The organism is Ruegeria sp. AN11 (assembly GCF_056536005.1).
Genome location: NZ_JBQFJD010000002.1, coordinates 676540 through 689610, shown reverse-complemented (window position 1 = coordinate 689610; position 13071 = coordinate 676540). Strand labels below are relative to the sequence as shown.

The 13071-nt window shown below is 50.1% G+C and carries 5 protein-coding genes; all 5 read left to right on the top strand.

Features of this window, described 5'->3' with window-relative positions:
* The first annotated feature begins 47 nt into the window (after positions 1-47).
* The 5 genes from ACR3EQ_RS22975 to ACR3EQ_RS22955 all read left to right on the top strand — a co-directional run bounded on the left by ACR3EQ_RS22975 (position 48) and on the right by ACR3EQ_RS22955 (position 12787).
* Complete coding sequence (locus ACR3EQ_RS22975) at positions 48-527, top strand: molybdopterin-binding protein (protein WP_170617483.1); 480 nt, start codon at positions 48-50, stop codon at positions 525-527.
* A gap of 48 nt (positions 528-575) precedes the next feature.
* Positions 576-3113: a hybrid sensor histidine kinase/response regulator gene (locus ACR3EQ_RS22970; RefSeq protein WP_480492239.1), complete on the top strand. Its 2538-nt coding sequence runs from the start codon at positions 576-578 to the stop codon at positions 3111-3113.
* A gap of 1298 nt (positions 3114-4411) precedes the next feature.
* Positions 4412-5377, top strand: coding sequence for a LysR substrate-binding domain-containing protein (locus ACR3EQ_RS22965; RefSeq protein ID WP_480492237.1), 966 nt, complete (start codon positions 4412-4414; stop codon positions 5375-5377).
* A gap of 411 nt (positions 5378-5788) precedes the next feature.
* Complete coding sequence (locus ACR3EQ_RS22960) at positions 5789-9091, top strand: AAA family ATPase (protein WP_170617489.1); 3303 nt, start codon at positions 5789-5791, stop codon at positions 9089-9091.
* Between the two features lie 33 nt (positions 9092-9124).
* Complete coding sequence (locus ACR3EQ_RS22955; protein ID WP_480492235.1) at positions 9125-12787, top strand: flavoprotein; 3663 nt, start codon at positions 9125-9127, stop codon at positions 12785-12787.
* The last annotated feature ends 284 nt before the right edge of the window (positions 12788-13071 follow it).

Here is a 13071-nt window from a genome sequence, read left to right as displayed (position 1 = left end):
CAGTGACAACGCCACAGTAACATCATGCTTCCAGGGAGGCCAATTCTATGAGTTCAAGAAATTTCCTTAGCATCACTACTGCTGTCGCCTTAGTGTGTTCTTCAACGGTCAGAGCGCAAGACCAAATTCCGTTGACAGTTGTATTTGCCGGAGGAGAACAGAAAAACCTCTCATTGGAAGATCTAGACACAATGAAACAGGTTTCCTTTTCAACTTCAACAATCTGGACAGATGGAGTTAACCAATTCAGCGGTGTTCCGGTTGCCAGCTTGCTTCAATACCTCGATGCCGAAGTTCAACAGCTTAAACTGTCCGCTTTGAATGATTATTCGGTGAAGATACCTGTTGCCGAGCTAGAGGCAGAAGTACCGATTATCGCGACCCGAGTTGACGGATCAACCATGTCGGTTCGCGAAAAAGGACCTTATTGGGTCATGTTTCCCTTTGACGATAGGCCCGACTACAAGACTGAGTCGAACTATTCACGTGCAATTTGGCAACTGCAAACAATTGAACTTCTCGAATGAATTACGAAAGTTTCTCGGCTGACTGGAGAAACTATTTTGGAGGGTCGAATGATAGGAGGTCTAGCCAGGTTTATCTTTCCCGCGACTGTTTTGGTTCTCGTGGCAGTCGTAGTTGCCTTGGGAACAAGTCTTTGGATTGAACAGCGGGCCTTAGCGACTGCCGGCAATGAGAATGCCCAATGGACAGTTCTACAGCTGGATACTGAATTCGCTAATTTGCGATCCATTTTGCTGGAAGAAGCTTCGCGGTACAGGCCAGACTCTCTGAGAACCGTAATACAAACACAGATCACTTTAAGCCGAATTGATCTTGTAAGCCACGGAATCGCAAGAGACATAATCGAAAGCGATAGCCGTGCATTAGAGTTGCTGGAACAACTTGAAAAGTTCGCCGAGGAGGCTTCACGGCTAACTCAAAACTATGATGCACCCGTCAATGTTAGTGAACTCGCCGATTTGGCGACTCTCTATCAACCGGCAGCACGTGAACTCGCGTTGCTAGGTATTACCATCGGAGCTGAAAGAACGGAGGCTCGTCGGCAAAAGTTTTCATCTGCACTAAGAAACGCTGGTTTGGTCGCTATTTCGGTTGTTTTCGTGCTGGCCGCCGTACTTTTGTTTTTGTACAGATCGTTGCAGATTTCCAGGGAACGCGACCTTGCGCTTCGGGAGACAACTGGCAGATTGGAATCGACGGTTTCCGCTTCTCTCGATGCCATAGTGATCGGCAATGAAAAGGGAGAAATTGTAGAGTTCAATAACGCTGCGGAGAGAGTATTTGGCTGGAGGAAAGGGGAAGTTCTTGGCAAAAACATCAAGAGCACAATTCTTCCAGGAGTTCATTTTGACCAAAGCGACAGATTTGATGACAACAAGGGTCCCAACCTGATCTCAGGGCTCACTAAAAGAAATCGGGTTGAGATAGTGGGCACCCGACGCAACGGGGATGAGTTTCCTGCTGAAATCAATGTCACAAGGGTATCGAACGCAGCGGGAGACTTGGTCGCAGTATATCTACGTGACATAAGTGACAGAAAACGTAACGAGCAAGCGCTTTTGGAGGCTAAAGAAAGAGCAGAGCGAACTGATCGCGCAAAATCGCGGTTTTTGGAAGTCATGAGCCATGAAATGCGGACTCCTCTCACTGGTATTCTAGGGGTTCTGGACTTACTCAAAACCACAGATCTTACCGAAAGGCAGAACCATTTTTTGGAAGTGGCTGCGGGATCCGGAGAAGTTCTTCTAGAGCAGATTAACGAAGCACTTGATATTACTAGAATAGAATCCGGCGCTTTGGTTCTGTCACCAGTTTCGTTCAACCCTCACGAAAAGGTATCTCAAGTCGTTGCAGTTCTTGAAGCATTGGCTGCCGAGAAGGGGCTGAAACTGGACTCTGATCTCGAACCAAGCTTGTTTGGTACTTTCATCGCCGACGAAGTACGCTTCGGCCAGATTGTTACAAACCTTGTTGGAAACGCGATCAAGTTCACTTCCACCGGAATTGTCAGCGTCCGGATGAAGTTCGAAGACGCAAAGCAGGCTCGAAACTTAGTTTTGACTGTTTCAGATACCGGAGATGGAATTCCTACGGATCAGCTTGAAGAAATATTCGGTGACTACGTGACCCGTGCACCGGTGAAAGGGCGATTATCTAGAGGAGATGGACTCGGACTTTCGATTTCAAGGCGAATTGCAAGGCTAATGGGGGGAGATATCACTGTAGACTCGCATTTGGGGCACGGAAGTCATTTCACTCTCAAGCTTCCTCAGATGAAAGTGGAAGAACAGATGCAAAAAGTGCTTGAAGACGATCATACAGCTTCAAATTTCACCTTGCCCAACACCAAAAAACTAAGCGTCCTTGTCGTCGAAGACAACGTCGTCAACAATTCAGTCTTGTGCGAAATGTTAAATAGCTTGGGCCACAGAGTCCATTCTGCGACCTCTGCGGCCGATGCATACAAAATGGCAACAAGTATGCGGTTTGACGTTATTCTCATGGACGTTGGTCTACCGGACATTGACGGATGCGAACTCACCAAAATGATCAGGAATTCCAAAGGATTGAATAGATATTGCCGGATTCATGGTCTGTCTGCTTATAACGAAGAGGCGCTCCTAAAAAGAGCCTTGGCCGTTGGAATGAACGGTTACACGACTAAGCCGATTCGCCTGAGTGATCTCAAGAGAGTCTTGCTGGGAGAGCCCATATATTCAAACACTAGGCAGCCTAGCACTTCTTTAATTGACAGTAACATACTCCAAGAGCTGGGTGGTACTTTGGGTGTAGAGCAAATGCGAAAAGCTATTTTGGATTTCTTCCAAGAGATGTCAGATTTCTTTTTACAACATGAGAAGGTCACCGATTTGAGCGAAAGAAGTGAGCTTTCCTCCCACTTGCATAAGCTAAATGGAGCCGCTGCATTGTTCGGTTTTCGCTCATTGACAAAATCAATCGAGACTACGCGAATAATTGCTACGAAGGCTGATGTAGCCTCTCTAGAGATCGCCCTTGGTAGACTAAAGAAAGACACAAAGGGCACTCGCGAACAGGTTGATAGGCTACAGTTTCCACAATCTCTTTAAGTTTCCCAACAACAGTAAGGACCTTGTATGAACTAGCAATACTTAAGGCCAGCAAAGTGTGTGCAAGTCTAGTCTAATTGGTAGGTTGAGAAAGTCGTGAGATCAAAAATAATGGGATGTGAACTTCAAAGTTCAGAGCGATAACCACTCACTGGAACAACGCTATCGTTCTAAGCCCGCCGGCTCCGCTCGGCGGGCTTTTCTACTTGTACAGCACTGTCTAAATTGTAGGAGCAAGACTTTGCAGGATTAGCCTGGTAGAAAATCTCTGGGGACGGAAATGCTTTTCGGACGCCGAACACAATTGATTAGTTCAGTCGGGGATGTTTGGCCATGATAGTCGAGCAGAGACTGAACTGGTCCGACGCAATTGACGTCATTAAGGATATGATCGAAAACAGGTTCGCTCAGTCGCTTAGAATGATAGTTATGAATTTGTAGACTTTTCGGCTTAGCCTCATTGAACCTTGCGCTCTCATACTTTTCCCATACGCGCTGGCCTTGAGAAATATTTCTCAACCGTCAAAAGGGTGGCTAGTAGGGTGGATCAAAACTAGCCAAAACATATTAAAAAATTGTTATATATTTGATAAATTAGGGGTTTTGGTGCGCTGAAGGGAATACATAAAATAAGGTAAGTATATATTTTTAATCACGAAATATATACTCATACTCAATGATACCCCGAATAGTACCCCCAGTGGCGAAATTGCCTCGCCTGCATCTGCAGTGAACTAACCACGGTGATTCACCATGTAGAGGCCAATTTTGACCTCGAACACAACTACGCCCTCAAAAACTAGTCATTCGTATGATACGAGCTTTTAGATCAATCTGACACCAAGCCAGCTTCATAGGTTTGAACATTAAAGGCAATATTCTGATCATTCGCTGACACATGCTTTAGCGCCCGCTTTGCGGGCGCTGCCGCCGGTCAGTAACATTTGAGAGCGGTTTGAGGCCGTTCTTGGTTATTTGGTCAGCAAAAAATGCTGCTCTTTTCATTTGACCAAGGGACCATGTAAGGCGTTGTGCCAGTCGATATCGTGCTCTGTGATGCCCATTTCACGCCGTTCAACCCGGGTCAACCGCGTGGGATCTAGTCGCGGAGCAAACAATGATCTGAAACTAAATTTGATCTTCTCGCGGACCGAATTTGGGCTCTTTGAGCAGGAGATCGCGGGTTTAAATTGTGATGTAAACTCATGTGTATCTGCATATTTCATGGTAGGCTCCATCGTTGACCGCTCCCATAAAATCTCAGCACACGGCTAATCAGACAAACGCCGTTTCTTGACATGGATTGTTCCAAAAAGTCACAATGCCCCATGCCAAGAAACCTGCCCCCTCTAAATCCTCTTCGTGCCTTTGAAGCCGCAGGAAGGTTGGGTAGCTTTACCAGTGCAGCCGAAGAACTAAACGTGTCGCACTCAGCGATTTCCCGTCACATACGTGGGTTGGAAAAACGGCTGAATGTACATCTTTTCCGAACACAAAAATCTGGTGTCGCACTCACGGAGCAAGGGCAAGACTACTTGGCTCAGATTACGCCTGCTCTTGATCGAATTGCCGAGGCGACGGAAGCATTGACCGCCGAACCCAAAGGTGTTGTCACAATGACAACAGAGAGTGCAGTGGCACAAAAATGGCTAGTACCAAGACTGCCAAGATTAAAAGCTGCGCATCCCGACATAGAGTTGAACCTCTCGATAACAACGGATGTTATGGACATTGAAGCGCATGATTTTGACTTGGGCCTGAGATATCTGCGTGTCGATCCATCCGAAGGGTACGACCTGTTGTTCCCATCTCTCGTCAGTGCCTTTTCTGCTCCAAGCTTTGCCCCGGGCACAGGCTCAGATTTGAATCTTGAAGTGTTGGCGTCAGGGGCGCTGATAGAAGAAGCGACGTTCCGCCTCTGGCCGGAATGGTTTCGCGAATCTGGCTTGAAAGAGGTTCCGGTTCTTAATCTGCCAAGGCCCTTGGGGGCTCTCCTAGCAATCCAATCCGCGGTTGCGGGGCTGGGTGCGGTTCTAATGGACCAGCACCTATGTCAAACTGAGGAAGAAACAGGAGCGTTGGTTCGCCTGAATGACATAGAGCTTCATTTTGGAGGCTATTACCTAGCAACGAACCAACGCGCGGGAAGACGCAGAGCTGTCCGCGCCGTTCGCAAATGGCTACTGCAGGAAGCACTCTACGGAAATTCAAAAGTAAATAACGAGTCGAGTGCAATTCTCGCCTCGAAAGCTAGCGCAACTTAGTGGCTGCTATGGGCTCCAAGCAGCCGTTCGGTAGAATTTAATGAATGCCTGTTAAGCGGACGTAGCCGACAATCGTCTGAACAGTCTAGCTACTACAAACTGCCAATGCCGATAATTATCGTTCCAAATGGCACTGAAATCTAGCTTCCCGCAAACGGTCAGCCGTGCGTGGCGCGGTACTTGATTTGTAGTAACGTCCGCGTTGCGAACGAAACCGTATCTGGCCTCTATTCGAGATTTGATGACAATCGGCCAAAACAGAATTTGCGATCCGTCAGAACTCTTTTGTTTATCCTGCTCAGATCAAACACGAACAAGTAGCTCGTTTGATCCATTCGACTCAATGGTTAACGATTGCTTTAGTTCAAGTGAAAGTAGTAGATCAGACAAGGGTACTTGCGGGACTGTTCGGTGGATGAACTTGAAAAAATACTGAGCAACATCGGGTTTTCTCAATACCTCGATGCTTTTGTTCAAAACGACATTGATATGTCACTTATTGGCGATCTGACCCTCGATGAATTGAAGGAAATCGGCATCGTTTCTCTGGGGCACCGGAAGAAAATCCTGGCGGGCCTGAAAAAGGCCGCGGAAACATACGACCCAACTGTCACTGCACCCACATCGACAAACCTTGAAAGCTCCTCTGACGCTGAACGGCGAGACGTCACTACCATTTTTGCCGACCTCAGCAGCTATACTCAGTTATCGCGCGAACTGGACAAGGAAGATCTGCACGATGTGCTGTCTTGCTTGTATGATCGCTTCAATGAAATTGTGATCCGCATGGGTGGCACGGTGGACCGTCATATCGGCGATTGTGTGATGGCGGTTTTCGGCGCGCCGGTCTCATTTGGCAACGATAGTGAACGGGCGTTGCGGACAACCGTCGAGATGCACCGCGCCATGGAAGAGATATCTCGAAGATTTGGTCGTGAACTGACTGTTCATATTGGTGCTGCAGCTGGCAACGTTCTCTTCTCCAAGCGCGGTTACGGACAACGAAAAGACCAAGACTTTACTGTGACTGGAGATACTGTGAACCTAGCGTCCCGCCTTGCTGATCAGGCTGGCCCAAAAGAAACACTGATTGACGACAAGATATTTCTGTCTCTCAGTCAAAGCATTCATTGCGACGCTCCAGTCTCTTTACAGGTTAAAGGGTACGAAAGCCCCGTGCTGGCGCATCGGTTTGTCGGCTTCGGTCGGGCGGTCGCACAAAACAAAATTGTCGGACGTGATCGAGAAGTCGAGCTACTGGGTCGAGCACTTGACGGAACCATCTCGCGGCGTACTGGTGAAACGGTATACCTGCGCGGAGATGCGGGTATCGGCAAGACGAGGCTGGTTCAGGAAACTCTTTTAAGGGCAAAAGCGAAAGGTTTTGACAGGCATTCCGCACTGTTTCTTGACTTTGGTCTGGGAGATGCAGAGTCGCCCGTGAACAAAATCATAAGCAGTATGTGTGGTCTGGGAGAGCACGCTCAACAATCAGCGGTCATGTCCGTGATCAAGCGATTGACCGAGGCAGACGTCCTGAATGAGATTTCCACACTTTTCATGGTTCAGATTCTGGGCGTGAAACCTGATCTTGAGATGTCGGTGATGCTTGGTGCCATGAGTGACACCGCTCGGGTGGAAGGGTTGCATGAAACCATCAGACGCGTCGTGCGTCATTTCTCAGCGCAAACACCGCAACTGATTGTTTTGGAGGATGTCCATTGGGCAGATCCCAAAATGCTGCCCTTGATAAATATTCTGGTCGATGAAAGTCAGGCCAATCCGGTCTTTCTTTTGCTTACATCACGTATGGAAGGATACGTGATGGACATGGATATTGCTCCGATCGAAAGTTCAGCGCGTGTAAGAAGAATGACCCTGGGCGCTCTGAAATCGGCTGATGCGATGGAACTTGCACAGATGACCATTCGCGTCACGAACCAAATGGTCGATGAGTGTATCGAGAAGGCGCAGGGTAACCCGCTTTTTCTGGTTCAGATGTTGGCCCACGCGAACGATGTAGATGGGCTGGTTCCCAGTTCGATCCAAAGCTTGATTCAGGCCCGCTTTGACCGACTTGCGCCGCAAGACAAGAAAATACTGCATGCGGCAGCCGTGTTGGGGCAGCGTTTTACGATGAGCGCCGTGACGCAAATTGCAGAGGTGAGCGTTTACGACGAGCGCCCATTGCTGGACGCAGCCCTGATAAAACCCATCGACGACGGATATCTTTTTGCCCATGCTCTGATACGGGATGCCATTCTCAGTACTATTCTGCGGAAAGACTTGCGCGCATTGCATTTGGCAGCCGCAAATTGGTTTGAGAAGCGCGGCGTCGTACTTTATGCGCAACATCTTTCGTTCGCCGAAGACCCGCGCGCCGCTGAGGCGTTTCTCTCGGCGGCGCGTGACGCAAGAGATGCATTCCAATCAGATGATGCTCTGGATTTTGCACAAAAGGGGTTGAACTGCGATCCCGATCTAGACACGCGTGGTGCACTTTTGCGGGTCAAAGGCGATGTTCTGCGGGAGTCAGGTGACAGTGAGAAATCCATCACATGCTTCCGCGAGGCACAAGACTGCGCAGCGCATGCGTTGGACAAATGCCGTTCGTTGATCGGCATCGCTGCCGCCATGCGTATCCTGGACCGGATCGATGAAGCGTACGCGGTTCTCGACGAAGCCCAGACTATTGCCGAAGGCGGCACGCTTTTGTCTGAGTTGAGCAATATACACTATCTGCGTGGGAGCCTGCATTTCCCACGTGGTGATCTAGACGGTTGCCAGGAAGAACATTTCAAATCGCTTGAATATGCGCAGAGAGCCGATTTGCCGGAAAGGCAAGCCCTGGCGCTCAGCGGGTTGGGCGACGCCGCTTATGCGCGTGGCAGGATGTTTACCGCTCATGAGGTCATAGAAAACTGCCTGCAGCTTTGTGAACAACATGGTCTGGGTGCAGTACAGAGTGCTAATCTGTTCATGTTGGCCACAACAAAAATTTACATGAACCAGACCGAGCAGGCGCTGGCCTGCGCCTTGCAGTCAGCCGAATTGGCGCAAAAACTCGGAACACATCGTCCGGAAATCGTGTCTCGACTGACAGCGGGCTGGATCCTCACTTCGATGGCGCGGTATGCCGAAGCACGCTCGGAGATCGACAGGGGCAGCAAACTAGCCGAACGCATCGGCGCGAAACGGTTCCTTCCCTTTTTGGAAGAGACACTTGCACGCATAGAGTTCGAACAGGGCAACGACATTGAAGCAGAGAGGCTTGCCGAGGACGCGCTGACGAAAGTGCGCGAAATGGCGCTCGATACTTTTATAGGCCCTTGGGTGATGTCCACGGTTGCCCTAACGACATCAAATGCCGCGCGACGCATTGAAATTCTGCGGGAAGGAGAAGCATTGCTTGCAAAGGGTTGTGTTGGTCACAACTACTTTCGGTTTTACCGAAATGCCATACAAGCTTGCCTGAACGCAGAGGCCTTCGAGGACGCAGAGCGTTTGGCGACAGCCCTCGAAGACTACACCGCGGACGAACCGACACCATGGTCGCAATATCATATTCAACGGACCAGAGCGCTGACAAACAAAGCGCGCGGGATGCCAGATAACGAAGCATTGACATCACTTCGAACGACGGCAGAGGCGGCGAGCCTGTTCAACGCAATGCCCGTCATACGCAAAAAACCCTATCAAACGGCGGCGACCTAAAACTGATCGCACCTGCAGGAAAGGATACAACCCATGACCGAGACACAATCCTTGGGGACCGAAACAACGCAGGTTGTAAGCGACGATCAATGGGCTATCGTTCTTGAGGCGTTGCCGGATGCGGTGACGTTAAGCGAACCCCTCGAGTTGCGAGCATCATTCGATGTCTTAAACGTCGCCAAAGGAGATATCCTGCCGCCAAGCGGGATGTATGTTGTGCTCGAGGGCAATATCGCCCTTTTGCAAACTGACGAGAAGCTCGCCCGCGCCGAAACGGGAGATTATTTTTACGAGGCGCACCTTGCATATACGGAACTGCCGGTTGGCCTGACCGCCCAAGCAGAGCAAAACACAACTCTGGCTTACTTGTCGCGCAACAAATGGAGCGATCTGAAGAACGAGACACGCGAAGTATTTGTCTCAACGCTCTTTGGCGACCTGGTGAATGTCTACATGCAGGACTTCCAGCAATCCATCAATTGCTGCAGCGTTACTGCTGCGGCGTTGAGTATGACCGCACTTGGCTTCTCTTGCGAGGTCAATGACATCTTCCGGAAGGTCAACTTGCCGAGTTCCTATGTCGTCAACACGGGTATCGCGCTGGGTGAGCTTTTCGATATCGCTTGCAACTACATCCACACGGTTGGTCTTCGGGATCGGGTCAAAGTGACGCCTTTCTTCATGGACCCTGAAACAACCAGCGCGGAAACGTTGATGGAAGCCATTCTCGAATCCGAGCGTGTTGCGGGCAAAGACGATATCATTGTTGCCAATTTTCAGGTCGGCATTGCACACGGTCGTCCGATGCCCGGGGGGCATTTTGCCGTGATCGCCAAATGCAACCCGAGCACCGGCTTGCTGCATATGATGGATGTTCACCCGGAGAAGTATGGCAAGCTGTGGGTGACAACGGTCGGCCGGCTTTACGAAGCGATGTCCGATCGCGACGGAAGCTCGCACCGCGCAAGGGGAATCTTGCGGTTCTCAGCCCGCGGTGCGGTCGCAACCGAACTCGAAGCGATCAAACGTGAGATCCGTTACGTGGACAGCACCATTCATCTAAGCATCTCGAATGACAAACGGCATGAGATGTTCAGACGCTCCACACCCAACTTGAACGGTTTGAGTGTTCTTGCGGAAAGCTTCGAGATTTTCGGAGATCACGGTGCCAGCGAAGACAAGCTGATGCGGGTGGCAGAACTTTCCTACACGGAGTCGCTCGGCAAGGTCAGATCGGCCGCAGAGCTCAGCAAAATTGCGCGGAAGTATCTTGCTAAAATGGAAGATCTGCACGTCAAAGCCGAGTTTCATTCGTTCAACACGAGAACAAAAGAAAGCCCGGACACGGCGGAGGCTTGGTTCGAGGCGCAGTTGCGGACCCTTAAATCTCCTGAGACGCATAAGCCGGACCAGAGTTTTGATTCTCCCGATAAAGACGAACCGCACCAGAAAAAGCGTCACTTGCAGATCAACATCGATCTGAACAAGGTACTCGGACACAATGCCGTGGCTCTGCCCAGTAGCGATTTCACAGAAACAGCGCTTTTGCAGGAGTTCTGGTGCCTTTGTATCGGATACAATGAGGACACCGATTACGTCACCCTCGTGGATATGAGCCCTGCAACTTCGCAAGTCTGGCAGATAACCCGCACAGCTCTCTTTCATGGGCTGCGCGACAACAATGATCCCGAGATGGTCGTACTTCAAGAAAAAGAAATGCCGCGTGACCCGGGCGATGTCCAGCAGCTGTTAAAAGACCATAAACTGATCCTCTTTTATGACGACGAAGATCCGTGGTCCTACATGCTGCATAGTGTCTTGAACAACATCGGCGCCGAGGATCTGGTTGAGGTTGATGTGTCCGGCGACAGTACGCTTGCGACACGCATGCGGCGGCAGCTTGAAAAAATAACAAGCAAACCCACGGTGCCGTATTTGTTCCTCGAAGGCGAGTACCTCGGCAAAAGAAAAGACATTATGGATGCCTATATCGCCGGGCGACTTCAGGAAGACATCAAGAAGGCCGGCTTGCGCGTGTTGTTAAAAACCGAGACACCGAGCCTGGAGCACAATGACTACGGATATCCCAAGGGCGGTTTGACGGAGCCACGCGACGGGAAGCGCAATGTGTTGCTTTGCGCTTGCGGCTCCTCTGCGGCGGATAAAGTGCCGGAACTTGTGCAGAAGCTCACCGACCTTGGTCACAACGTGAAACTGATCCCTTCACCCCACGCAGAGCACTTTTTCAGAGATGTGAAAGAACGAGACGAAAAGGCATACGACATTTACGACCACATCACCCCCAAAGATGTATACCGCGACAGCGATGAATGGAACTTCCGGTATACGCAGTTCGATATGGCGGTGCGCGCCTCTCACCTCGCATTGTGCGATTGGGCGGATTGCGTGGTTGTGGCACCAATTACATGTAACACTATGGGGAAAATTGCGCATGGGATCGGAGATACGCTGCTGACGTCGGTTTTTGTCGCCTGGCAGTATCAAACCAAACCCGTCATATTTTGCCCTGCCTGCAATACGAATATGTGGAACAACATCACGACGCAGAACAATGTCGCTATCCTAAAACGTCTTGGAGGAACATTTGCGGGGCCGCGCCGCTCCAAACTCTCGAATGGCACCATGGGTATCGGTGCCATGGCCACTCCTAGCGAAATCGTCACGGCTCTGAACATTGCATTTGATGATCTGGACCATCAACCGGACCGCATTATCAAATGGGCGAAAGAAGCGTCCATGTCGCGCGATCACCTACTGTGGGATCGTATTTTCAGAATGATACGGGAAGATGTGGTTGGTGTGAATGTACTCGATCACGAAACAAAAGACACATTGCTGCATTTTGCTTGCGGTGGCCCCGGCGAGACACTGGGCACAGGAACCACCCACGGCATTGAACATGTCGCCGCTGTCGAAGAATTGTTGAAACTCGGTATCGACGTGAACAGTGTCAACATTGCTGGCTACTCTGCCATGCACGTTGCCATCAAGAACGGCGCAGAAGATATCATCAGGCTGATCCTCGACACTGGCGACTTCAAGGTTCTGAGTTGCATGCGGATGTTGTTGGACCCTGACGTCGAACTTTCAGACGAAACCCGGAAGTTGCTCAACGAGTGGGCCGAGAACGTGCGTAGTGATCTGCCGCAGGAGGAGGATTTAGATGAAGACGACGCGCTGGACGACGACAATGACACAACATACCTCTACTTTACGTATGGGTCGCTGAAGCGCGGATTCCCGAATTATGAGAAAAACGCAAAGCTGCTGAGCGATTTTGTTGGCGCGGCGACAACTACACAGACCATGCCGTTGATCGTGCAGAAAGAACCGGCCTGCGACAATCCTAATTGTGGTTTCCTACATCGCATGGCGACGTTGGTGGATAAGAAAGGTTCGGGCAAACATGTCCGCGGCGAGGTGTACCGCGTGACGGCGCAGGGATTGAAAGAGCTTGATAACCTTGAGGGTTACGACCCCATCAACCGCGAAGGCAACACTTATGTTCGCAAAACAATTGCGGTCGAATTAGCGGGCAAAACTGAAAAAGCCTTTTGCTATTTCATTGTCAATCCGGAGAATTACCAAGCAGCAGTTGCTGCAGGCACGTCTGAAATCGTTTCCGAGTACACGCAGGAGATGGCCATCGCGACACCGAAAACAGAGAGCGTTTAGGAGATGATATAGCCGTTGGAGTATCACAGTGTCTTTTGCAGTCAACGTTCAGTGCCAGGCCCGTAGAGCGAATGCGCCTGATCGGTTACCCGTGTTTAGAGACTTTAGACCACATCGTTATCGGATCCAACTGATGACGAGCGGCATTCGAAGATGATAATTTGGTCCGCTACTTGGCTGCACCGCATTTGCAAAATTGCCAATTTGGACCCCGATATATCCTCGGATGTGCCGACAATTTTATGTCGTCGCCAGACGAGCTATGTAAGTAACTGATATTCAAA

Excerpts from the sequence above, each read along its gene's own strand:
- ACR3EQ_RS22955 (WP_480492235.1), top strand. The coding sequence starts at position 9,125 with ATGACCGAGACACAATCCTTGGGGACCGAAACAACGCAGGTTGTAAGC.
- ACR3EQ_RS22965 (WP_480492237.1), top strand. The coding sequence starts at position 4,412 with ATGGATTGTTCCAAAAAGTCACAATGCCCCATGCCAAGAAACCTGCCC.
- ACR3EQ_RS22975 (WP_170617483.1), top strand. The coding sequence starts at position 48 with ATGAGTTCAAGAAATTTCCTTAGCATCACTACTGCTGTCGCCTTAGTG.
- ACR3EQ_RS22970 (WP_480492239.1), top strand. The coding sequence starts at position 576 with ATGATAGGAGGTCTAGCCAGGTTTATCTTTCCCGCGACTGTTTTGGTT.